Consider the following 24,259-nt stretch of genomic DNA (forward strand, 5'->3'; position numbering starts at 1 on the left):
AATGAATTAGCCTTTGAACCCGCTTTGCTCGACCTGCCGGATGGCGGCCACGATGTTGGGGTAAGCCCCGCAGCGGCAGAGGTTGCCGCTCATCCATTCGCGCACGTCGGCGTCGGTTTTGGCATGGCCTTCTTTCAAGCAGGCCACGCCCGACATAAGCTGGCCCGGCGTGCAGTAGCCGCACTGGAAGCCGTCGTGCTCGATGAAGGCGGTTTGCAGCGGGTGCAGCTCTTCGCCCTTAGCGAGGCCTTCCACCGTGGTGATTTCCTTGCCCTGCACCATCACGGCCAGGGTGAGGCAGCTGTTCACGCGGCGGCCGTCTACCAGCACGGTGCAGGCCCCGCATTGGCCATGGTCGCAGCCTTTTTTGGAGCCGGTGAGGTCGAGGCGCTCGCGCAGTGCGTCGAGCAGCGTCACCCGGGGTTCGGCCTGGATGGTGCGAAGGGTGCCGTTCACCTTAAGACGCATTTCGCTCACACCCTCCACTTTCCGGGACATAGCGGTGAGCCGCTCGGCCTGACTGACGAGGGGCGGAGCCAGAGCCAGGCCCAGCAGGCCGGTGGCCTGTTTGATAAACGAGCGGCGGCCGTCGTTCGGGGCCGGGCCGTCGGGCAGCGCGGCCGAATCAGGCGTGAAATTATCCGTCATGGTAAGGGAAGTAAGTGGTGGTTATGGGTAACCATAGCGGCCCCAATAGGTTGAGCAGGCCCGGCAGCGCAGCCTCGCTAAGTTCAACCACCTACTACGATACTACCATTCCCAATAGTTACTTACTAGCCCTGATTTCTGAGGATGTTTCCCAATGCAGCCCACTACTCGCAACGCACATAGGGCCGCATCTTCTCCCAATCAGCCAGCTTTAGGATGGGAATCTGCTTCAAATCCTCCACCGTTTTAAAAGGCCCGTGCTGCTGCCGGTAAGCCACGATGATGCGTGCCCGGGGCTTGCCGATATAAGGCTGCAAGTACATCTCATCGAAGCTGGCGGTGTTCACGTTCACCGTTTTCGGGACGTAGTTGGGCGCGACGAAGGTGTATTTCTTCAGACTGTCGCGCAAATCCGGGGCATCTTTCAATACAAACACCTCGTCCAGCTGGTCCTCGCGCAGGTAGCCGCCGAGCTGGTTCCGGTACTTCACCACCCACTTGGCTCGGCCCGCGCCGATGCCGCGAATCTGCATCAGCTGCGTGGTATCGGCCAGGTTCAGGTCGAAGGGCTGGAGGTTGCGCGGCTTGCGGGGGAATTTGGCGGGCGTGCCGTCGGCGCTGGCGAAGGGCGGGAATTTGCCATCTGGGCCCGGCTTGTTGTTGGCGACGTAGTCGCGTTTGGGTGCCTCGTCGGGTAGTTGCATGAACGGGGCCAGCCGCTGATAAACCGAGTCTTCGAGCCCGTACATTTTCTTGATTTGAGCTTTCGCCTTGAAGCCCCCGGATGCCGCGCGGTATTTCTCAATTCGGGCGGCCACAAAGTGCGGCACGCCCCGCGCCTCCCAGCCTTCGGCGGTGAGGGTGTTGGGGTCGAAGGGCGTAAGCTTTACCTGCGCCACTTGGGGATAGCGCGGGCCGTTGCGCTCAAATTTTTTATACTCCCGTTTCGGGTAGCGACTGGCGTAGGTCTGGTCGGTGGCGCGGTGCTCTTTGAGCTGGGTAGCCAACTCATTCAGGCCTTTTTGGTCGGCAGCGGGCAGGTACTGCGGCAGCTCCGGACGCAGGAGCATGGGCGCGATGATGAAAGCCAGCATCAGCAGCAGGATGCCCACCATGCCCCGCGCCTCGCCCCGCGAATAGCCGAAATAATGCCGAATCCAGCGAATGGGGCGGGAATTGAGCCAGGACCAACCTGGGCGCGGCGGGGGTAGAGCAGCCATCGGGTAGAGGAGTGTGAAAAACCGCAAGCCACCGGGTATGGGAAGGCGGCCCGGCTTGCGGGGGCAAGTATAGGCAAAACGACGGTAACGCCGAATTATCTAACCAGTTAGCTGCGGGCCCGGCTGAGGCTGGGCGTGCGACTGGCCTTGCGCTGGGTGGCGGGGCGTTTCACCGTTACGGGCAGCGGGTCGCCGGGCGGGCGGGTTTCCTGGGCCACCCAGGCGTGGATGATTTTCAGTCCTTCGGGCGAGAAAACGGCCTGCTGCACGCCGTTAATCATCGGCCACTGGGCCGGGGCGGGCTGAAATAAGTGGTTGATGCCGTCGAGCTTGTATTCGGCCGCCGTGCGCTTGGCGTGGCGCAGAGCCTTGTAGAGCGGCACCATATTGCGCTTGGCCGAGACCTGCAAATCGGAAGTGCCATTGAGCAGCAGCACCGCGCATTGCACGTTGGGCAGCTTGGCCTGAGGGTTGAAATCGAAGAAGTAGCGCGACCACGGCGAGGTGAGCTGCACGGCGCGGGCACGGGCCATGCTGGCATCGATGCCCATGTTGGCTCCCAATAGCAGCGAGGCCACTTTGGGGCGGGCCATCACGTTGTCGGGCGTCTGGCGAATGACATCTACCGTGCGCTGGTACACGTCCTGGGCAGCTTTCACCTGCGAGGGGTCGGCCCCAATCAGGCGCATGATTTCGCCCTGCTGGCGGCGCAGCACCTCATTGCCGAGCTGCCCATAGCCGGCCAATGACACCACGAAAGCCGGCGCGCGGCCCGGTGCGGCGGCGGCCAGCAGGGCCACGTTGGCTCCTTCGCCGTGGCCGAGTAGGCCCACGCGGTGGGCTGCCACCAGTTGCTGGCTGCGCAGAAAGGTCATCGCCGCCTGGGCATCGGTCACAAAATCGGCGGTGGTGGCGCTGGCGTAGCTGCCGGTCGATTTGCCCACGCCGCGGTCATCGAAGCGGAGCACGGCGATGCCGTGGCGGGTGAGGTAGTCGGCCAGCTGGCCAAACATGCGGTAGCCGTTCACGTCCACGTCGCGGGTTTGCGGGCCGGAATCCGACAGCAGCACCACGCCCGCAAACGGTCCCTCACCGGCCGGAATAGTGAGCGTGCCGCCCATGCGGTTTTTCGTCACGGGGTTAATGAACGTGACATCGGACTCGCGGTAGGGCGGCGTGGCTTTGAATTTGGTGACGGCCTGCGGCGAGGCCACGGCCCGCGTGAGGACCATGGGAGCCGTCAGGCCGGGCTGCTTCCAGGTGCCGCTGAGGGTGGCCCCATCCTCCAGCACCTTGCCCACGAAACTGCTGCCGGCCTGCTCGATGCGCAGGGTCAGGTTGTCGTCCTTCAGCTGCACATCCACCGGCATGCGGCTGATGCGCTGCTGGGGCGCATCCAGCGCGGCGTAGTAGGTGCCATTGGTGAGCGGCACGATGGTGATGATTATGGAAATTTCACCGCCGAGTAGCTTCAACGGACCTTTCCATTGGCCGTTGAGTGGGGTGGGCACGGGCGGCGCGGTCATCGCCGTGGCAGGTGCATGGACTATCAAACCCAGAAAAGCCAGGGCAATCAGTAATAATCTTATCATGGAATCAGAATATAAAAAGGGTAGATAATGTGGTTTGAAGGGAAATCAAGGTCGAAAAGTACAACAAATGTTTTTTATCGCAAATGCGACTTTCTGCTTATCAACGCCGCTGCCTCCAATGCCAACGGCCGCTTCGTAAGAGCGGCCGTTGGCATTGGAGGCAGGCAGGTGCAGGAAATCTATTTTTTGGTGTGCCGCGCAATCCAGTCGCCAATCACGGCCAGCGCGCTCGGCGCGAAGGTTTCTTCGATGGTGCCGTACTCGGCCGGACTACCGGTGGGGGCGGTCTGAAACAGGTGGTTGAGGCCGGGCAATTCCTGCACGGTCACGTCGCGGTTGCCGGCGGTTTTGAGGCCGGCGGTGGTGGCGGTCAGGTTGGCGGCGGCGGGCACCTGTCGGTCCTTGCTGCCGCCGAGGGCCAATACCGGGCACTTCACTTTGGCCAGCGTCTGGGCGGGGCGGTCGGCCAGCAGGTGGCGGTAGTCGGGCGAGATGGCCACGTCAATCTGCGCATTGAGCTGAGATAGTACCGAAGGGTCGGTCGAATTGGTTTGATTGAGCAGCGGAAGCAGCTTGGCGCGGGCCTGGACATTATCAGGCGTTTTTTCGATAATGTCAATGACTTGCCGCTGAGCTCGTTCTATATACATAAGCTGCACTGACTCAACCTTGCTCACTTTCGCCAAAGCCAGCGCCTGCTGCACAATCAACTCATCGCCCGGCAGGGCCGGCGAGGCCAGCAACACCAGGAAATCCGGCCCCGCCGGCTGAATAGCTGCCCCGATGGCCGCCGTGCCGCCCTGGCTGTGGCCGATTAAGCCCACCTGATTTTTGCGGATGCCGGGCTGGGCGCGCAGCCACGCCAGCGCCGCCTGGGCATCGGTGGTGTAGTCGGCGCTGGTGGTGCCGGCCAGCGTGCCGCCGCTCTGGCCCACGCCCCGGTCATCAAAGCGGAGCACGGCGATGCCGTGGCGGGTGAGGTAGTCGGCCAGCACGGCAAAGGGCTGGTGGCCGAGGATGGTTTCGTTGCGGTCCTCGGGCCCCGAGCCGGTGAGCAGCACCACGGCCGGAAACGGGCCCATATCGGCGGGCACGGTGTAGGTGCCGGCCAGCGTGATGCCGGCCTTTTCATTCTTGAAAGCCACCTCGGCCGACTGGTAGGGGAATGGCGGCTGCGGCGTTTGGGGGCGCAGCGCGGGGGCGGCCTTGGCCGAGCCAGCGGCGGCGCGGCTGAGCGTGAGCGGGAACGAGCGCAGGCCCTGCTGCCACTCGCCTTCCAGGCGCTGGCCGTCGGCCGAGCGGCGGCCGGCGAACTGCGCGGCCGGCTGGCGCAGGCGCAAGTACACGCTGTCGGCGGGCGCGGTGAACTGCAGCACCAATCCGTTGGCGTGCTGGGCCGGAATATCCAGCGTGGCCGTGCGCGGCCCGCCGGCCGGGTCGGTGAGGTGGGCGGTGAATTCCAGCGGCCCAAGCGTGCCGGCCCAGTCGCCGGTGAGGCTGGTTTGGGCACTGACGCCGGTAGCGTGGAGCAGCGCGGCAGCGGCCGTGCCGAGGAAAAAGCGGGTAAGCGTGTGCATGACAAGGGCTGTTGAGTGATGACGCAATGTTACGAAGATAATTAGACAAGTTTCTAATTATGAAAAAACAATTTATTCCTGCCTTCGTGCCGGCCGTACCTTCGTAGCAGCAAGCAATTGCTTTGGGCCGAAACCTTCCGGCCCCTCTCCGCTGTTAGTTCGTTTATGCCCAAAAAAGACGCTTTGCAGGTTTCGGCCCCCGCCGACAACGCCATTGATAATCTCGACCCCCGCGAATTTATCCTCATCAAAAACGCTCGGGTTCACAACCTCAAAAACCTCAGCGTGGCCCTGCCGCGCAACCAGTTTATCGTCGTCACGGGCCTCTCGGGCTCGGGCAAATCCAGCCTCGCCTTCGATACGCTTTATGCTGAAGGTCAGCGGATGTATGTGGAAAGCCTGAGCAGCTACGCCCGCCAGTTTCTGGGCCGCATGGACAAGCCCGATGTAGACTACATCCGGGGCATCTCGCCGGCCATTGCCATCGAGCAGAAGGTCAGCATCAAGAACAACCGCTCGACGGTAGGCACCAGCACCGAGATTTACGACTACCTCAAGCTGCTGTTTGCGCGGGTGGGCAAGACGTTTTCGCCCGTCAGCGGCGAGCAGGTGCGCAAGGATAATGTGGCCGATGTGGTCGATTTTCTGGCCGCGCAGCCCGAGGGTACCAAGGCTATGATTCTGGCCCCGTTGCACCGCCCCGACAAGACGCGGGCCATGAGCAAGGAGCTGGATTTGCTGCTGCAAAAAGGCTACAGCCGCGTGGTGGTCGACGGCGTGACTTCGCAAATCGAGGACCTGATAGGGGAGGGCCAGCCCGAGGTGAAGGGCGACGTGTACATAATGGTAGACCGCGCCGTGCTGCGGCCCGATGACGAGGACCTGCTGTTCCGCCTGTCGGATTCGGTGCAAACCGCTTTTTTCGAGGGCCACGGCACCTGCGTGGTCCATTTGAATGGGGACGATGTCAGAACCTTCTCTGATAAATTCGAGCTGGACGGCATCACCTTCGAGGAGCCCAGCGTCAACTTCTTCTCCTTCAATAACCCCTACGGCGCGTGCCAGACCTGCGAAGGCTTCGGCTCGGTGCTGGGCATTGATGAGGACCTGGTAATCCCGGACAAGAGCCTGACGGTGTACGAAGGCGCGATTGCGCCCTGGCGTACCGAAAAGCAGGGCGAGTGGCTGAAGCCGCTGCTGAAAAACGGCATCCGCTTCGATTTCCCCATTCACCGCCCCTACAACGACCTCAGCGAGGCTGAGCAGCGACTCCTTTGGACGGGTAACAAGTTCTTCGACGGCCTCGATAAGTATTTCAAATGGGTGGCCGAGCAGACCCACAAAATCCAATACCGCGTGCTGCAAAGCCGCTACCGGGGCCGCACTACCTGCCCCGACTGCCGCGGCACCCGCCTGCGCAAGGATGCGCAATACGTGCGCATCGACGGCCGCAGCATTGCCGATATCGTGCTGCTGCCCATCTCGGAGGCGCTGAAATTCTTCGAGAACATGAGCCTGAGCGAGCACGACGCCAAAGTAGCCGAGCGCCTCGTAACGGAAATCACCAACCGCCTCGGCTACCTCAACCGCGTGGGCCTGGGCTATCTGACTTTGAACCGCTTGAGCAACACGCTAAGCGGCGGCGAGAGCCAGCGCATTTCGCTGGCCACCTCGCTGGGCTCGGCGCTGGTGGGCTCGATGTATGTGCTCGATGAACCATCAATCGGTCTGCACCCCAAGGATGCCGAGCAGCTCATTGGTGTGCTGCGCTCCTTGCAGCAGCTCGGCAACACCGTGGTAGTGGTGGAGCACGAGGAGAAAATGATGGAGGCCGCCGACCAGATTATCGACATCGGCCCCGAGGCCGGCAGCGGCGGCGGCAACCTCATGTTTCAGGGCACCATGGAGGCGCTATTGCAGGACACGACTACTTACACCGGCCAGTACCTGAGCGGCCGTATGGAAGTGGCCGTGCCCGCTGTGCGCCGCCCCTGGCGCAATGCCCTGGAGCTGACCGGCGCCCGCGAAAACAACCTCAAAAACGTGAGCGTGAAGCTGCCGCTGGGCGTGATGACGGTGGTAACCGGCGTATCTGGCTCAGGCAAATCCACGCTCATCAAGCGCATTCTGGCTCCGGCTTTGATGAAGATGCTGGGCGGCGGCGCGGGCGAAAGCACCGGCAAGTTCGACCGCCTCACCGGCGTGAACGGGCAGGTGTCGCACGTTGAGTTTGTGGACCAGAACCCCATTGGCAAGTCGTCGCGCTCAAATCCCGTTACCTACGTGAAGGCTTACGACGCTATTCGGACGCTGTTTTCGGAGCAGCCGCTGGCCAAGGCGCGAGGTTTGAAGCCGTCGCACTTCTCGTTCAACGTGGACGGTGGGCGCTGCGAGGTGTGCCAGGGCGAAGGCCAGGTGAAAATCGAGATGCAGTTCATGGCCGACATCTACCTGACCTGCGAAGGCTGCGGCGGCCACAAATTCAAGCAGGACATTCTGGAAATTAAATTCCAGGACAAGGGCATTGACGAGGTGCTGGAAATGACGGTTTCCGATGCCGTACAGTTCTTCAAGAGCCAGCCCAAAGTGGCCGAGCGCCTCAAGCCGCTCGAAGACGTGGGCCTGGGCTATATCCGCCTCGGGCAGTCGGCCAACACGCTGAGCGGCGGCGAGGCCCAGCGCGTGAAGCTGGCCTCGTTCCTCACCAAGGGCGCTACGCTGCAGCAGGATAAAATCCTGTTCATCTTCGATGAGCCCAGCACCGGCCTGCACTTCCACGACATTGCCAAGCTGCTGGGCGCGCTCAATGCGCTCATTGAGCAGGGCAATTCCGTGCTCATCATCGAGCACAACGTCGACATCATCAAATGTGCCGATTGGATTATCGACCTCGGCCCCGAAGGCGGCCTCAACGGCGGCCACCTGCTGTTTGAAGGCACGCCCGAAGAGATGGTGAAGCTGAAAGACACCAACCATACGGCTCGCTTCTTGGCGGAGAAGGTTTCCTAAGCTGTCAATAATAAACCGGCCTAACTGCCTATTGCAGTTGGGCCGGTTTATTATCCAGGCATCGGGCAACGCGTTGGCCGGCAAGGGGGTGGCTGTGGACTGCAAGGCATGAATCAGGCCGAGCTAAAAAACGTAGAACCATGCGTAAGGATTAATACGTAAGTTCGCCGCCCCTCTCACCCCACCCCCGTGATTTATGCCCACCGCTACAACGCCCCCGGACCACTACGCTGCCGCTAATCGGTCGGGCAAGGGCCGGGCTTGGCGCTGGCTCACGGCTTTGGCCATCGTCGGCAACATTGCCCTCAACTATTATTCGAATACCCACCCGTTTGCTGGGCAAACAATGGGCATGGTTTCGGCCAAATACCCCACGCTGCTCACGCCGGCCGGCTACGCTTTCAGCATCTGGGGGCTGATTTTTCTGGCCCTGACCATTTATGCGGTGTGGCAGCTGCTGCCGGCTCAGCGGCAAATCTCGCTGCCCGATGCGCTGGCCAAGCCGCTCACGCTGGCCAGCCTGGCCACGGGAGCCTGGGTGGTGTTATTTGCCTATGAGCTGATTATTCCTAGTGTGGGCGTGATGCTGCTCATTCTCGGCTGTCTGGTGGTGGCGTATGGGCGGGCGCGGCGGCGCATTTTTGCCGATGCGGCCCCGGCGCTGGCGGGTGTGCCGCTGTCGCTGTATTTGGGCTGGATTTCGGTAGCTTCGGTTATTAATATTACCATCGGACTGCGCCAATTGGGCTGGCAAACGGCCGAAGGCGCTTCGGTGACGCTCACGCTGGGGCTGATTTTCGTGGTGGTCGCATTGGGACTCATTATGAGCCGGGTATTTCGTGATATGGTGTTTCCGCTTGTGGTGGCCTGGGCGCTGGTGGCCGTGTGGGTGGTGCGGCTGCGCGAAGTGCCCGAACTGGGCTGGGCCGCCCTGATTGGCGCTACCGTGGTGGCCATTGCGGGCTTCGTGCTCTCGCGGCTGGGCGGCCGCAAAACGCCCTGGCAGGTGCGCGATGAAGCTGCTGCCGCCGCCGAGGCCGAAATTGCCGCCCGCAACGCCATGCGTGCCACCGAGTAGCCGCGTGACGCAGCGCAGGTAGGCAGCCGGCGGTTTGGCCCGTAGCTTTGTGGCTAGTCCCAACCCATACCTGACCCGCTCGATTATGCGCCAAAAACTTGTTGCCGGCAACTGGAAAATGAACCTGACCTACCCCGAGGCTCTGGCCCTGGTAGGCGAAATCACTAGCTTGGCCGGCGAAGCTGGCGCAGCCCCCGCGCCCACCGTTGTGGTTTGCCCGCCGTTTCCGTTCCTGCACGCTGTGGGCCAGCAGTTGCCCAAAGCCTCCAATTTCCACCTCGGCGCGCAGAACTGCCACCAGAAAGAAAGCGGCGCTTTCACCGGCGAAGTTTCGGCCAAAATGCTGGCTTCAGTGGGTTGCGAATACGTGATTCTGGGCCACTCGGAGCGCCGTCAGTATTTCCGGGAGGACGACGAGCTGCTGGGCCAGAAGCTGAAAGCCGCCCTGGCCGCCGGCCTCAAGCCCATCTTTTGCGTGGGCGAGTCGCTGGACACCCGCGAGGCTGATGAGACGTTCAGCTACATCGGTAAGCAGCTCACCGACGGCCTGTTCCACCTCAGCAATGAGGAGTTTGCCCAAGTTGTGATTGCTTACGAGCCCATCTGGGCCATTGGCACGGGCCGCACCGCTACCAGCGCCCAGGCGCAGGAAGTGCATGCCTTCATTCGCGAGCAGATTGCCCGTGCCTACGACGCCCAGGCCGCCCTCGATACCACCATTCTCTACGGCGGTTCGGCCAACGCGCAGAATGCTAAGGAGTTGTTCGCGCAGCCCGACGTGGACGGCGGCCTCATCGGCGGCGCGGCCCTGAAAGCCGCTGATTTCACGACGATTATCCAGTCGTTTTAAAGCAAGGTTGAAATTTTAGGGTTGAGTGTTGGGTTGAATGCGCAACGCGGCATTGCATTTGACATCCCACGCTCAACCCTCAACCTTCAAAACTCAACCCTTCCCGAATGCTCTCCTTTATTCTCACCCTCCTGCTGGTCCTGCTGCCCGCCAAAAGCCCGGCCACCGGTCCGCTGGAGCCGTGCAAAATCTACGGCTCGGTATACCTCGAAACCGACCCCGGCCGGCGCAGCTATTGCTATGGCACGGTGTACGTGGAGCCGGAAGAAGCCTTTGCTGATGTGTTGATTTTCAAGGAGAACAATAAGCTGTTCGCCGACAAAGCCGGCCTGTGGGCCGATGCGCCCGCCCGCGACTTTGCCGACTACGTGCTGCTGGTGGTCACGGACCGCAGCCGCGCCGATTTCAGCATTCACTACACCACCGTGCGCTCCTTCGCCGGCTGCAAGACCAACTAATGGAATTATGAATTAAAAATTATGAGTTATGAATTGATTGAGCGGCGCTTTGGTGTGTGCTTGTCAGCTTATAGCCAAGGTTTTCAATTCATAATTCATAATTTTTAATTCATAATTACACGAAGTGGATTTTATTGAACTGACCGTCGAAGCACCGCGCGAGCTGGCCGACATTCTGGTGGCTGAGCTGGCCGAAGTGGGTTTCGACACCTTTGAGGACACCGATGACGGCTTCAAGGCCTACACTACGGAAGATATTTTCAACCCCGATGCAGTGGCCGAAGTCATGAGCCGCTACGAGGGTCAGGGCGAGCTGAGTCACTCGCACCGCGTCATCACCCGCCAGAACTGGAACGCCGAGTGGGAGAAGAATTTCCAGCCCCTCATCATTGCCGAGCGGGTATCGGTGCGGGCCCCGTTCCACCCCGAGCCGGCTGGTGTCGACTACGACATTGTGATAATGCCGCGCATGTCGTTCGGTACGGGCCACCACGAGACCACGGCCCTGATGATTGAAAACCAGCTTGATGTAGACCACAAAGGCCTGCGCGTGCTGGACATGGGCACCGGCACCGGCATCCTGGCCATCATGGCCGAAATGCTGGGGGCCCGCCAGGTACTGGCTGTCGACACCGAGCCCTGGACCGTAGAAAACGCCCGCGACAATGCCGCCGAAAACAACTGCCACGGCATCGAGTGCCGCCTGGGCGGCGTGGAAACCCTCGCCAATGAGGAGCCTTTCGACCTCATCCTGGCCAACATCAACCGCAACGTGCTGCTGGAGGACATGCACGAGTACGCCCGCCTGCTGCCCAGCGGCCGGCCCATCCTGTTCAGCGGCTTCTACGAGGAAGACCTCCCCAAAATTCAGGCCGAGGCCAGCAAGCACGGCCTGCGCTACCAGCGCCATCGCACCCTGCGCAGCTGGGTATCGGCGGTGTTCGAGAAGGAATAGAATGAGGGTATAATGAAGAAACGTCCTGCTTCGGAGCCGAAGCAGGACGTTCTGCGTTTGGGCGGGCCGGGTGACATCGTTCCCGGCAACGATTGCGCGAATAAAAAGGGCCTTAGCAACATATTAAGGGCCATTGCGGGCGTAATATTATCATACCGAATTGCCGGGCTTGCATTCCTGTTGAGGAGCGGCGCTGCTCCGGCTATTCTTCCATCGGACTCCCATTATTTCCCGCAATGACTTTACTCTCCGCTCCATTTTCTTCGCTTCGTTTTGCCGCCGGCCGGTCGGCGGCGCGGGTTGGCCTGGGCCTCGTGGCCACGGTGGCCGGCCTGGTCGCCAGCGCGCCGGTACAGGCCCAGCAGCTGTCTTTTCCCGGCGTGGAAGGGGCGGGGCGGTTTGTGAGCGGCGGCCGGGGCCGGGCCGCCACGCCCACCACGGTGTATGAGGTGACGAGCCTGGCCGATACCAATACCCAAGGCACGCTGCGCTACGCCATCAGCCAGTCGGCTGCGGTGGCACCGTACCGCACCATTGTGTTTCGGGTGTGCGGCACCATCCACCTCACGGCCCGGATGAATATTCCGGCCAATACCACCATCGCGGGCCAGACTGCGCCGGGCGACGGCATCTGCCTGGCCGACCGGCAGGTGACGGTGAACGGCAACAACGTGATTATCCGTTTCGTGCGCTTCCGCACGGGCGATGCCTACCCGCAGCAAACCGGCATCGGCATGACCAATGGCAACGGCGATGAGGATGCCCTGAGCAGCACCGAGCGCAAGAATATTGTGGTGGACCACTGCACTATGAGTTGGAGCATGGACGAGGCTTTCACCTTCTACGGTGCCACCAACGACTCGATGACCCTGCAATGGAACCTCATCTCGGAACCGCTGAACTACTCCTACCATTTCGAAACGGGCGACACCGACTACGAGCGCCACGGCTACGGCGGCATCTGGGGCGGCCGGCGGGCCACGTTCCACCACAACCTGTTTGCGCACTGCAACAGCCGCACCCCGCGCTGGAACGGCACCCGCTACGGCGCGGCCATCGGCTCGGAGAACTGTGATTTCCGCAACAACGTCATCTACGATTGGGGCTCCAACAATGTGTACGGCGGCGAGGGCGGCAACTACAACATGGTGAACAACTACTACAAATACGGGCCCGCTACCACGAGCAATAGCGCGAAGTTCAAAACGGTGAACCCTTACAAGCAGACCACGGCTCCCTTGCTGCCTTATGCCCAGATTTACATGACCGGCAACTACGTGGATAGCTACCCGGCCATTACGGCTGCCAACTGGAAAGGGGCCACCATGCAGGGCGGTACCCTGGCCGATACCGTGCAGTCGAAAGTCCTCACGCCGTTCAACATAGCCCCCATGAATACCCAAACGGCGACGGCGGCTTACGCCTCGGTGCTACAGGGCGTGGGCTGCGTGCTGCCCGTGCGCGATGCCCTGGACCAGCGCATTATTAATGATGTACAGAACCGCACCGGCGGCCTGATTGACGTGCAGGGCGGCTTCCCGGCCCGCACGCCCATCGCCACTTCGCAGGTGGCATGGCCCGTGCTCAGCTGCGGCCCCGCGCCCGCCGACTCGGACCACGACGGCATGACCGACGCCTACGAACTCGCCAACGGCCTCAATCCTAACAATGCCGCCGACCGCCAGCTCATCGCCGCCAACGGCTACACCAACCTCGAAAACTACCTCAATGGCCTCGTGGCCGTGGTGACGGGCACCAAGCCCACCGGTGCCGTGCTGGAGCCCCTGCACCTGTTCCCGAACCCCGCCGCCGAGCAGCTCACCGTGGAGCACCCGCGCTCCGGCGCTGAGGCGCGCATCACGGTTTACAACTTTGTGGGCCAGCGCGTGGCTACGCTCACGCCCGCCGTGGGCGGTGTTTCGACGCCCGTCAACCTCGGCAATCTGGCCAAAGGCAATTATCTGCTGGTGTACACCGATGCCAACGTGAGCCTCACCGCCAAGTGCGCGCACGAGTAGGCGCTTAACCCAAACCGAAAAAGCCCCGGCCTGATGGTTGCTGCACTGCGGTGCGAGCCATCGGGCCGGGGCTTTGCTATGCTGAAAGGGGAGAAAATCCGGCCGCTTAGACCTGCTGTTTCGCCTGCGGCTGAACGACAAATAGCCGCTGCGTAACCTGGTCGCCGTTAGCTGGTCGGTGAGCTTGGGTGTGGGGGCAAGTGGGTGATAGAAAAAGTCTTGTGTTGACATGGTTGCGAAAAAATGGCTTAAGTCCACCCGGGTTTTCTTCGAAACTTTAGACCGCCCGGTATAGGCCCCCGGTACTTTCATGCTGCATTAAGAACCAGCATGAAACGAGCACAGGATAAAGTAGTCATCATCACCGGCGGGGCCAGCGGCATCGGGCGGGTATCGGCCCTGCGCTTCGCGGCCGAGGGCGCGAAAGTGGTTATCTGGGACATTGACAAGGCCAAAGCCGAAGCCACGCTTAGCGAGATTGAAGCCGCCGGCGGCCACGCCGTGATGGCCATCGTGAACACCACTCAGCCCGAGCAGATTGCCGCCGCCGCCCAGGCCGTGCATGCGCAGTTCGGCCGCATCGACGTGCTGATAAACAACGCCGGCATCACCCGTGACGCCACGCTGCGCAAGATGACGCTGGCCCAGTGGCAGCAGGTGCTGGATGTGAATTTGACCGGCGTATTCGTCTGCACCCAGGCCGTAGCCCCGTTTATGGAAGCCCAACAGAGCGGGCGCATCATCAATACTTCCTCCGTGGTGGGGCTGTACGGCAACTTCGGACAGGCTAACTATGCCGCCACCAAAGCCGGCCTCATCGGCCTGACCAAGACGCTGGCCCGCGAGCTGGGCAAATACAACATCACGGTGAATGCAGTAGCGCCGGGCTTCATCGCCACCGATATGATTGATTCCATTCCGGAAAAAGTCATTGATATGCTGAAAGGCCGCACGCCGCTACGCCGCCTGGGCACGCCCGAGGATATTGCCAGCGCCTACCTTTTCCTGGCTTCCGACGAAGCCGGCTTCATCTCCGGCACGGTGCTGAGCGTGGACGGGGCCGTAACGATATAGCGCCATGCAGACTGCTACCGGCCGCCGCGCACTCATCACCGCCACGGGTTCCTACGCTCCGGCGCGGGTGCTGCCCAACAGCTACTTCAACGAGCTGCTGGGCGAGGACGTGGATACCTGGCTGCGCCAGAATGTGAACATTCACTCCCGCCGCTGGTGCGCCGCCGATGAATCAGTGGCCGACCTCTGCGAGCACGCGGCCCGGCAGGCGCTGACCCGCGCCGGCGTGCGCCCCGAAGAACTGGACCTGCTCATCGTGGCTACCGACACGCCGGAATACGTGTCGCCCTCTACCGCCGCCGTGCTGCAACACCGGCTGGGGGCCACGGGAGCAGGGACTTTCGACCTCAACGCCGCCTGCGCCGGCTTCGTGACGGCCCTGGATGTGGCCGCTAAATACGTTGTTTCGGATACGCGCTATAACCGTGTGCTAGTCATCGGCGGCTACGCCATGAGCAAGTACCTCGACCTCACCGATAAGAAGACCGTCACGCTCTTTGCCGACGGAGCCGGGGCTGTGCTCCTCACCTCGGCCGAGAATACCGACCGGGGCTTCCTCACCAGCCGTCTGCACACCGAAGGCCAGTACACCAGCTGGATGGGCATTTATGCCGGGGCTACAAACCAACCTGTGACGGCCGAGGTACTGGCCCGCAACGACCATAAGCTGAAGTTCGTGCACCGCTTCCCGAAGGAAATCAACCCGGATATCTGGACGCGCCTGGCGAAGGAAATGGGGGGCGATATCAAGGTTTGCCCCTGTGAGGTCGACCATTACGTGATGACGCAGCTCAACATCCACGCCATCCACGAAACGCTGGACCGGCTGGGCGTGCCGCACGAACGAGCCCCGCTCATCATGGAGCAATTCGGTTACACCGGCTCGGCCGCCATCCCGATGGCGCTGGATAAGGCGGTAACTAGCGGCGATATCAAAGAAAATGACCTGGTGTTTTTGATTGGCTCGGGCGGCGGGCTGGCCTTCGCCGGCGCGGCATTTCGGATGTAGCGCGGACTTTTTAGCCCGCGCCTGGGTGCCACCCGCCATCGTTTGGCTGGTTTAAAATAGTTACTCTGCTCACTCGCGGACTACAAAGTCCGCGCTACATTCCCACCCATGCACGGCATCGCTACTCCCCAACAAGTAACCGCCACGGCCAGTCTGCTGGCCTGCTACGCGGCGGTTATTCTCTTCTTCGTGGTGCGCGGTGCGCTGAAAATAAGGAGTATGTCGGACTACGCGGTGGGCTCCGTGCGATTTTCGCCCGTGGCCGTGGGCCTCTCGCTGGCGGCCTCCATGACCAGCGCGGCCACGTTCATCATCAATCCCGGCTTCGTGGCCATCAATGGCCTGAGCGCCATGCTCTCCTTCGGCGTGGTGATGCCGCTGGCTTCGATGGTGTCGCTGGTGGTTTTCACCAAGGGCTTCCGCAAGCACGGGCAGACGGTGAAGGCCCACACGCTGGCTCAATGGATTGGCTCGCGATTCCAAAGCCCGGGGCTCACGCGCTACTTCGGATGGCTGTCGCTGCTGCTCATCACCTTCATCGTGCTCATTTGCGTGGGGCTGACGCAGGTGCTCAGCAACGCGCTGAATGTGCCGCCGCTGCCGGTGCTGGTGGGCGTGGTGGTGTTCATTTTCGGGTACATGATGTTTGGGGGGGCTAATTCGATGGTGTACACCAACACCATTCAGGCCTCGCTGAAGCTGCTGGTGGCCGTGGTGCTGCTCACCTCGGGCTACGAGCATTTCAGCCAGGGCGTGCACGGCTTCATCGCCAAACTGGCCGCCATCGACCCCGCCCTGACGCACGCCACCAACCCCGGCAGCTACCTGTTCCGCGACTACTTTGAAATCATCATCTGCCAAATCGTTATCGGCACGGCCATCGTGTGCCAGCCCCACCTCATCACCAAATCCCTGCTGCTCGACAGCGAAAAGGACGTAAACCGCTACCTCACTACGGCGGTGCTGGTACTCACGGTATTTTTCTCGGTGGTGTTTGTGGGCTTGTATGCGCGGTTGGCCTTCCCAAATATGATTCTGAATGGGCAGGAGCTGAAGATGGACAAGATTATGTCGGCCTACGTAGTGCGCGAGTTTCCTGTCTACATCGGTCTACTGGTTATTCTGGGGCTGATTTCGGCCGGCATTTCCACGCTGGAAAGCCTGATTCAGTCGCTCTCCAGCACCATCACGGCCGACATCATCAAGCCGCTGCTGCCGGCTACGGCCTTCGCCGGCACCAGCGGTTTCGGCCGCGAAATCCTGCTGAACCGGGCCGTGATTGCGGCGCTGGGCGGCATCGCCATCTGGCTGTCCTACGACCAGTTTGTGAATGCCAAGCTAAGCGTGGCCATCTTCGCTCAAACGGGAGTGTACGCCTATTTCGCGGCGGCTTTCGTGCCGGTTTGCTTCGGGATTTTTCTGCGCGATGCCCCGCGAATGGCGGTTACGGTAGCCTCTGTCACGGCGCTGCTGGTTCATTTTGCGGTGTATTTCGGGCGGCTCACGCCTTACATGCAAGCCCCGGTGCGCAACCCGGGCGTGTCGGCCGCGCTGGGCATTATGGCCTCGGTGGCGGTGGGCGGGGCGCTGTATCTGGCGCGGCGTAGGGTGGGGGTTGATGAAGCAGCAGGAGCGGCTGAATTGCCTCTGGCAACAACGCAAATACTGGTGCAATCAAGTGTTGAACGTCGTGCTGAGCTTGCCGAAGCATCTCTGCCGCAGTAGTAATCAATTACGCTTTAAAAAAGCGAGCGACATGCTTCGATTCCGCTGCGCTGCACTCAGCATGACGTTCTTTTAGGCTGCCCAAGTCTCCAGCCGGCCGAGCAGCTTTATTCCTCCCCAAAATTCCCACCGCATCATGTACACCAAAGATTGGGTCGCCAAGTGGGCCCTCTACTCCCCGCACCAAACGGCGCTGAAGGAACTGGACACCGACCGCGCCTACACCTACGCCGAACTCAATCAGGCCGCCAATCATCTCGCCGCCGAGCTCACGCACACGCACCACTTGCAAAAGGGTGACCGCATCATGGTCCTCTCCGAGCACTGCCTTGAATACGTGGCCCTGTTCGTGGCCGCCCAGAAAACCGGCCTCATCCTCGTGCCCATCAACTACCGGCTGGCCGGCGGCGAAATCGACTACCTGGTGCGCAACTGCGAGCCCGCGCTGCTCATCTACGAAGAGCAATTTCAGGACAAAGCCCTCGCGCTGCCGGGCTTGGCCGCCGTGCCGCAGGTGTGGCCCTTACAAAATCTGGCCGGCCTCTGCCAGCGCGGTCTGGTCACGTCACAGCCCGCCTGGGCCGGCCCCGAACCCGACGAGGACGACCCCGTTTTCATCCTCTACACCTCGGGCACCACGGGTTTCCCCAAGGGCGCGCTCTACACGCACCGCATGCTGCTCTGGAACAGCCTCAACACCAGCCTGAGCCTCGAAATCACGCCCGGCGACGTGACCATTAACTGCATGCCGCCCTTCCACACCGGCGGCTGGAATGTGCTGCTCACGCCGTTTCTGCACCGCGGGGCCACGGTGGGGCTGCTCAAGAAATTCCAGCCCGAGCGCCTGCTGGCCCTACTCGACCAGGAGCGGGCCGACATTTTCATGGGCGTGCCCACCATGCTCAAGATGATGATGGAAAGCCCCGCCTTCGCCACTTCCGACCTCGGCAGCCTGCGCTACTTCATCGTGGGAGGCGAGGCACTGCCGCTGGAAGTCATCCGGGCCTGGGACCGCAAGGGCATCAAAATCCGCCAGGGTTTCGGCCTCACCGAAGTCGGCCCCAACCTGTTTTCGCTGCACCAGGACGATGCCGTGCGCAAAATCGGCTCCATCGGGCGGGCCAATTTCTACGTCGAAACCCGTCTCATTGACGAGCAGGGCCACGAAGTAGGCCCCAACGAAGTGGGCGAGCTCTGCCTGCGCGGCCCCATGACCACGCCCGGCTACTGGCGCGACCCCGAAGCCACCGCCAAGGCCCTGCCCGACGGCTGGTTCCGCTCCGGCGACCTTCTGCGGCGCGACGAGGACGGCTACTTCTTCGTGATGGACCGCATCAAAAATATGTACATCTCGGGCGGCGAAAACGTGTACCCGGCCGAGATTGAGCGGTTCCTGCTCACCTTCCCCGGCGTGTCGGAAGTGGCCGTAATCGGCGTGCCCGATGAGCGGTGGGGCGAAGTCGGCAAGGCGTTCGTCGTGACCAAAGGGCTGGATATTTCCTGCGAAGCGCTGCAAGCCTACTGCGCCGGCAACCTGGCCCGCTTCAAGGTGCCGAAGTACCTGGAGCTGGTAGCGGAGCTGCCGAAGAACGACACCGGGAAAATCAATAAAAAAGCCCTTCAGGCTGCGGTATGAACGATTTTTTAAAACGATGTAGGGACGCGAACCTTCGCGTCTCAGCGTCAGCGCCGCTAGGTAATCGTTCAACGCCAGTCGTTCAACGCCGAGACGCGAACCGAAGGTCGGCGTTAGTCAAGGGGCGCGTTTCTACAGTCGTTCTATTCATTCTCCTTCTCACCGCAAGCTTACCGGCGATGTCTCTCCCAACGCAAACCGAGCCCATCCGCCAGGTTATCGGCCCCTACGGCTTCCCCGAGCACCGCGTGGCGCTGGCCGATTCGCTGGACATTGCCTACGTGGATGCCGGCAAGGGCAGCACCACCCTCATTTTCATCCACGGCCTCAGCAGCTACGTGCGGGCCTGGGAGCGCACCCTGCCGGAGCTGAGCCGCAGCAGCCGCTGCCTGGCCCTCGACCTGCCGGGCTACGGCAAATCCTCGAAGGGCCACTACCCCGGCACCATGGATTTTTACGCCGAGGTCATCCACCTGTTTATCCAGCGCCTGCACCTCAAAAACGTGACGCTGGTGGGCCACAGTATGGGCGGCCAAATAGCAGTGACGCTGGCCCTGAAGTACCCCGCCGATACCCAAAAACTGGTCCTCACCTCGCCGGCCGGCTTCGAAACCTTCACCGCGCCCGAGCGGGAGCAGCTGCGCGCCTTCTACACGGTGGCGTCCATTCAGCACACGCCCGAGGCCCAGGTGCGCACCAACCACAAGTACAACTTCTACCATATGCCCCCGGCCGTGGACCTCTGGATAACCGAGCGCCTGCGCATGATGCAGTGCGACGACTTCGGCCTCTACGCCCTCACCGTGGTCAACAGCATGGCCGGCATGCTCGACGGGCCCATTTTCGAGCGCCTGCCGCAGGTGCAACAGCCCACGCTGGTGGTGTTCGGGGCCGAGGATTTTCTGATTCCCAACCGGGCGCTACACCCGCAGCTTACCACGTCCCAGGTGGCGGCCGCTGGGGTTGCGAAACTGCCACACGCGCAACAAGTGCTGCTGCCCGAGGCTGGGCATTTCGCGCATTACGAGCAGGCGGCGGAGTTTAATAAGCTGGTGGCGGCGTTTGTAAAATAATAAACATCATGCAGAACGCCGCGCTGCATGACAAACGATTGGGTTACTACTGAGGTAAGGCTAGTTGAGGTGCCCCCTTGCTGGCGCGAGTTACGCTACGCTAAACTCGCGCCATCAGCAAAACCTGCCAATACCTAGTTATTCAGCAATCATCCAAGTATTATTCCTTGCAAATCGATACCTGAGACTCGACGCCAGGCATCTACTCATAATGCAGCGCATCAATCGGATTGAGGCGCGCGGCCTTGCGGGCCGGATACCAGCCAAAGAACACGCCCACCGCCGAGCTGAACACAAAAGCCAGCGCCGCCGAAGCCGCCGAAATGGTAATGGCCAGGTTCAGCACGCGGCCAGCCACTTGGGCCAGCACTATCCCGAAACCTACCCCCAGCAGCCCCCCGACCAAACTCAGCACCACGGCTTCGAATAGAAACTGCCGTAGCACGTCGCCGCTGGTGGCCCCGATGGCCAGCCGAATACCGATTTCGCGCGTCCGTTCCGTCACCGATACGAGCATGATGTTCATGATGCCGATGCCGCCCACCAGCAGCGCAATGCCGGCCACGCTGGCCAGCAGCGCCGTGAGGGAGCGGCTGGTGGTATTGGCCGTGGCACTGATATCGGCCTGGGTGCGTACCGTAAAATCGTCGGCGATACCGGGAGCCAGGCGGTGGCGCTGCCGCAATAGCTCGCCGATGCTGGCCGTGGCGGCCGGGATAAGCTCCTCGCTCCGGGCCGAGAGGAAAATCTGGCGGATGGTGGTGCCGGCCAGGATGCGCTTCTGCACCGTCGAAAACGGAGCCAGAATCAGGTCGTCCTGGTCCTGGCCGGTGCTGCTTTGGCCGCGCTCGGCCAGCACGCCGATAACCAGGAAGGGAACGGGGCCCAGGCGCAGGTGCTGGCCCACCACGTCGGTGGTACCGAACAGCGACTGCGCTACGGTGGTCCCCACCACGCATACTTTGGCGGCCACCCGCTCGTCGCGGGCGGTGAAGCGGGTGCCGGCCTGCAAGGCCAGGGCCCGAATGTCGAAGTAATTCGGGTAAGCGCCAAAGACGCTGGTGCGCCAGTTGCGGCCGCTGCCCAGCGCCTGCACCGTGGCCCGCACCGCCGGCGAAACGTAGCGCACGGCGGGGCCGACATTGGCTGCCAGGGCGTCGGCATCGGCCTGCGTGAGGGTGGCCGTGGTGCCGGCTTCCTGCCGCACCCCACCCTGCGCGCCGGCATCGGGCGTGACGGTTATCACGTTGGTGCCCAGGCTGGCAATCTGCTGCTGAATGCTCTGGCGGGTGCCGTTGCCGATGGCCAGCATGGCAATGACCGCGCCCACGCCAATGATGACGCCCAACGTGGTGAGAAACGAGCGCAGCTTGTTTTTGCGCAGCGAACGGGCGGTGATTTTCAAGAGGTCGAACAGGCGCATGGCAACGGGGCTGAGGGGTCAGGATTCAACCGCGGGCAGCCGGGTCAGCACCTCGGCAGCAGTTTGCCTGGCGGGTACCGGCGCATCGGTCACAATCCGGCCGTCGCGGAATACTATCATGCGGTCGGCAAAGACGGCGATGTCTTTTTCGTGGGTCACGAGTACCACCGTAATGCCGCGTTCGGTGTTGAGACGCTGCAGAATGGCCATTACCTCCACGCTGGTGCGCGTGTCGAGATTGCCGGTGGGCTCATCGGCCAGAATCAGCACGGGGTCGTTGATGAGGGCCCGGGCAATGGCCACGCGCTGCTGCTGCCCGCCCGAGAGCTGATGGGGCAGCGCCTCCTCCCGGCCCGCCAGCCCCACGGCGGCCAGGGCTGCCTGCACCCGCTGCTGGCGGGCATCAGCCGGCATTTCTCCGGCATAGAGCAGGGGCAGTTCCACGTTGTCATAGGCCGAGGTGCCGGGCAGGAGGTTAAACCCCTGGAAAACAAAGCCGAGCTGGTGGTTACGCAGGCCAGCCAGCTCGTCGCGGTCCAATTGCCCCACGTCCTGCCCATTGAGCCAGTACTGCCCGCTGGTGGGCACATCCAGGCAGCCGATGATGTTCATGAGCGTGCTTTTGCCCGAGCCGCTGGCCCCCATGATGGCCAACATCTGGCCGGTAGGCACATCCAGGTCGATGCCGCGTAGGGCGTGCACCACTACGTCGCCCGTCTGGTAGGTTTTGGTGATGCCGCGCAGCGATAGCAAGGGGCGCGATGCGCGTTCGGAAGCCTGCCCGTTGGGCTTCTCTTCCGTAGGCAAGGCGGGCTGGATGAGTGGGGCTGTGGTCGTCATGGACTTGAGCTGAAGAGGACTGATTTACATGCCCGGGCCACGCCGGCCGGGCCCACCACCACCCGAAAATGCCGGCACCAGGCTACCTGACTTGGGCTTGGGCTTGCCGGGGTTTTGCCCGGTAGCTACCCACTGCCCGGCGCGCAAGGGGCCGGCTACCTGCGTGTGCAGGCCATCGGATGCGCCGACGCGTACGCGCACCGGCTTCAGCTCTTCTCCCTCCTTCACCCACACGGTACCCCAATTGGCCGAGCGGGTTTTGGCAGTCGGGGCCGGCCGGGTAGCCGAGTTTAGAAAGTTGGTGGGCGGTGTGAAGCTGAGAGCGCCGGTCGGCACCGTAGGTGCGGCCGGGTACTGCGCGGTGGCAATGGTCAGGTTGGCCGTCATGCCCGGCAGCAGGGCCCGGTCGGCATTGGGCACGCCGATGATTACCGTGTACGTCACCACGCTTTGCAGGATGGTGGGTTGCAGGCGCACCTGCCGCACCTGGCCCCGAAACGTGCGGCCGGGGTAGGCATCAACCGTGAAGCGGGCGGGCTGGGCGGTTTTCACCTGCCCAATGTCGGCCTCATCCACGGCGGCTTCCACCTGCATCTGGGTCAGGTCGTTGGCAATGGTGAATAGCGTGGGCGTGTTGAAGCTGGCGGCCACCGTCTGGCCCACATCCACCCGCCGGTCGACCACCACGCCGGAAATGGGGGCCTTGATGGTAGCATAGCCCAGGTTGATGCGCGCCCGGTCCTGCTGGGTCTGGGCCGAATGCTGGGCCGATAGAGCGGTTTGGTAGGCATTACGGGCCGTTTCATATTCCACCCGGGAAATAAAACTCTTGCTGTACAGCGCCTTGGACCGGGTAAAATCGCGCAGGGTCTGGCTGGTCTGCACCTGGGCCTTTGCCAGCGCGGCGGTAGCATCAGCCAGCGCCGAGCGCAGGCTGGTTTTGTCCAGCTCGGCAATTACTTGGCCTTTGCGCACGGGCGAATTAAAGTCCACGTAAATGGCCGAAATCACGCCTGAAACCTGCGTGCCCACCTCCACCTTGCGCACGGCTGTGAGCGTGCCGGTGGCAGTCACGGTTTTTTCAAGCGGCGCGATGGCCACCGGCGCGGTGTACCACTGCCAGGGATTGGCGCTCGGGCGCAGCCAAAAATACCCGCCTACCCCAGCCGCCACCAACAGGCCCACCACCACCCAGACCCAAGCGCGGCGTGGCCGGTTCGGTTGGGGCTCCGCCGTGGGCGAAGCCAACTCCGGTGCAGACGCTTTTACTGCCGGCGCAGCGCGCGCAGCAGCAGGCGGAGGCACGGTAATGGGCGGGGGAAAGGCAGGAGCGGACATGGCTGGTCAGGCATGTTGCACGGATAGCGTCCTTCAATGGGGGCTGAAATGCCAATGGCTTCTTCCCGCATGCTGGGACCATGACCTTGGGTAACATCATGACTCCTGGCCTAGTGCCTGATGTTGCCGCCTTTATTCTGTGAAGAGCAAATGCCCAGCAAGTGCTGCTGTCCGAAGCCGGCCATTTCGTGCATTACGAGCAGGCGACCGAGTTTAATAAATTGGTGGCGGCGCTTGTGCGGTAGAGGGATTCGCTTTGGGTGCGTATCATCGTGCTTCATTAGAAGCTTTGCGTTGTGGAAGAAAAAATTGCTGAACTACTCCGCACAATGGTCCAACATGCGACGATTTTTTTAGCTGATGCGAAAGAATTCTGGCCTTTTGGAGGTGTATTCAATCAGCAGGGAGACATTGTGCCATTGGCTGCATACCCAGGAGGCGAGTACCCTGAATCGGCGGATGCAATAGCTCTATTGGAGAAGGCAATTGCTGATAAGTTTAGAAAACAGGAAGTAATTGCTGCTGCTATTGTGGTCGATACAAATTTCCGAGAAACACTTGATAGCAAGCGGGGTAAAGCCATTAAAGTAAGGCTGATGGTAACACCAGCAGTGCCCGAAGACCATTATTACTTATACCGAATAGAAGATGATATAGTGAATCTATATGAGTACATCATCTACAGAGAAAAGACATTGAATGATTGTCAGTGAATTTTTCCTGCCGTTTCAAACAA

At 61.7% G+C, this 24,259-nt stretch carries 19 protein-coding genes; 12 read left to right on the forward strand and 7 right to left on the reverse strand.

Going from position 1 to position 24,259, the window contains the following annotated elements:
- Positions 1-6: 6 nt before the first annotated feature.
- From AAFH49_RS09900 to AAFH49_RS09915, 4 genes are all read right to left on the reverse strand, one after another.
- Positions 7-648 carry a (2Fe-2S)-binding protein gene (locus tag AAFH49_RS09900; protein WP_342297725.1) on the reverse strand — a complete coding sequence of 214 codons (642 nt, stop codon included), beginning with the start codon at positions 646-648 and terminating at the stop codon, positions 7-9.
- 164 nt (positions 649-812) lie between these two features.
- Positions 813-1,868, reverse strand: a complete 1,056-nt coding sequence (locus AAFH49_RS09905; protein ID WP_342297726.1) for a ComEA family DNA-binding protein — start codon at positions 1,866-1,868, stop codon at positions 813-815.
- Between the two features lie 107 nt (positions 1,869-1,975).
- A complete protein-coding gene (locus AAFH49_RS09910) occupies positions 1,976-3,460 on the reverse strand; it encodes an alpha/beta hydrolase family protein (RefSeq protein ID WP_342297727.1) in 1,485 nt (494 codons plus the stop codon).
- Positions 3,461-3,639: 179 nt separating this feature from the next.
- A complete protein-coding gene (locus AAFH49_RS09915; protein ID WP_342297728.1) occupies positions 3,640-5,037 on the reverse strand; it encodes an alpha/beta hydrolase family protein in 1,398 nt (465 codons plus the stop codon).
- 165 nt (positions 5,038-5,202) lie between these two features.
- Between AAFH49_RS09915 and uvrA the strand changes: the two genes are divergently transcribed.
- From uvrA to AAFH49_RS09970, 11 genes are all read left to right on the forward strand, one after another.
- Positions 5,203-8,046 carry an excinuclease ABC subunit UvrA gene (gene uvrA / locus AAFH49_RS09920; protein ID WP_342297729.1) on the forward strand — a complete coding sequence of 948 codons (2,844 nt, stop codon included), beginning with the start codon at positions 5,203-5,205 and terminating at the stop codon, positions 8,044-8,046.
- A 196-nt stretch (positions 8,047-8,242) separates the two neighbouring features.
- A complete protein-coding gene (locus AAFH49_RS09925; protein ID WP_342297731.1) occupies positions 8,243-9,124 on the forward strand; it encodes a hypothetical protein in 882 nt (293 codons plus the stop codon).
- 85 nt (positions 9,125-9,209) lie between these two features.
- The gene (gene tpiA, locus AAFH49_RS09930) at positions 9,210-9,974 is read left to right on the forward strand and encodes a triose-phosphate isomerase (RefSeq protein WP_342297732.1); all 765 of its coding nucleotides are present in this window, start codon (positions 9,210-9,212) and stop codon (positions 9,972-9,974) included.
- Positions 9,975-10,081: 107 nt separating this feature from the next.
- Positions 10,082-10,432 (forward strand): 7(1) septoil knot domain-containing protein, encoded by a 351-nt coding sequence (locus tag AAFH49_RS09935; RefSeq protein WP_342297733.1) that lies wholly within the window; start codon positions 10,082-10,084, stop codon positions 10,430-10,432.
- 124 nt (positions 10,433-10,556) lie between these two features.
- Positions 10,557-11,387 carry a 50S ribosomal protein L11 methyltransferase gene (gene prmA, locus AAFH49_RS09940; protein WP_342297735.1) on the forward strand — a complete coding sequence of 277 codons (831 nt, stop codon included), beginning with the start codon at positions 10,557-10,559 and terminating at the stop codon, positions 11,385-11,387.
- A gap of 236 nt (positions 11,388-11,623) precedes the next feature.
- Complete coding sequence (locus AAFH49_RS09945) at positions 11,624-13,405, forward strand: T9SS type A sorting domain-containing protein (protein ID WP_342297737.1); 1,782 nt, start codon at positions 11,624-11,626, stop codon at positions 13,403-13,405.
- A gap of 330 nt (positions 13,406-13,735) precedes the next feature.
- Positions 13,736-14,479, forward strand: coding sequence for a 3-oxoacyl-ACP reductase FabG (gene fabG / locus AAFH49_RS09950; protein ID WP_342297739.1), 744 nt, complete (start codon positions 13,736-13,738; stop codon positions 14,477-14,479).
- Positions 14,480-14,483: 4 nt separating this feature from the next.
- The gene (locus tag AAFH49_RS09955; RefSeq protein ID WP_342297740.1) at positions 14,484-15,488 is read left to right on the forward strand and encodes a 3-oxoacyl-ACP synthase III family protein; all 1,005 of its coding nucleotides are present in this window, start codon (positions 14,484-14,486) and stop codon (positions 15,486-15,488) included.
- A 108-nt stretch (positions 15,489-15,596) separates the two neighbouring features.
- The gene (locus AAFH49_RS09960) at positions 15,597-17,213 is read left to right on the forward strand and encodes a sodium:solute symporter family transporter (protein ID WP_342297741.1); all 1,617 of its coding nucleotides are present in this window, start codon (positions 15,597-15,599) and stop codon (positions 17,211-17,213) included.
- Positions 17,214-17,349: 136 nt separating this feature from the next.
- On the forward strand, positions 17,350-18,849 hold the full coding sequence (locus tag AAFH49_RS09965; RefSeq protein WP_342297743.1) for an acyl-CoA synthetase: 1,500 nt from the start codon (positions 17,350-17,352) through the stop codon (positions 18,847-18,849).
- A gap of 179 nt (positions 18,850-19,028) precedes the next feature.
- The gene (locus AAFH49_RS09970; protein ID WP_342297744.1) at positions 19,029-19,922 is read left to right on the forward strand and encodes an alpha/beta fold hydrolase; all 894 of its coding nucleotides are present in this window, start codon (positions 19,029-19,031) and stop codon (positions 19,920-19,922) included.
- Positions 19,923-20,124: 202 nt separating this feature from the next.
- Here AAFH49_RS09970 and AAFH49_RS09975 read toward each other — a convergent pair whose 3' ends face one another.
- From AAFH49_RS09975 to AAFH49_RS09985, 3 genes are read right to left on the reverse strand one after another with little or no spacing between them, the layout of a single operon-like run.
- The gene (locus AAFH49_RS09975) at positions 20,125-21,345 is read right to left on the reverse strand and encodes an ABC transporter permease (RefSeq protein ID WP_342297746.1); all 1,221 of its coding nucleotides are present in this window, start codon (positions 21,343-21,345) and stop codon (positions 20,125-20,127) included.
- A gap of 18 nt (positions 21,346-21,363) precedes the next feature.
- Positions 21,364-22,185 carry an ABC transporter ATP-binding protein gene (locus AAFH49_RS09980; protein WP_342297747.1) on the reverse strand — a complete coding sequence of 274 codons (822 nt, stop codon included), beginning with the start codon at positions 22,183-22,185 and terminating at the stop codon, positions 21,364-21,366.
- Between the two features lie 24 nt (positions 22,186-22,209).
- Entirely contained in the window at positions 22,210-23,490 is a 1,281-nt protein-coding gene (locus AAFH49_RS09985) for an efflux RND transporter periplasmic adaptor subunit (protein ID WP_342297749.1), read from the reverse strand.
- Positions 23,491-23,819: 329 nt separating this feature from the next.
- On the opposite strand from AAFH49_RS09985, the gene AAFH49_RS09990 reads away from it, so the two are divergent.
- Complete coding sequence (locus AAFH49_RS09990) at positions 23,820-24,236, forward strand: hypothetical protein (protein ID WP_342297751.1); 417 nt, start codon at positions 23,820-23,822, stop codon at positions 24,234-24,236.
- Positions 24,237-24,259 lie beyond the last annotated feature (23 nt).

The organism is Hymenobacter segetis, assembly GCF_038448715.1.
In the GTDB taxonomy this organism is placed as follows: domain Bacteria; phylum Bacteroidota; class Bacteroidia; order Cytophagales; family Hymenobacteraceae; genus Hymenobacter; species Hymenobacter segetis.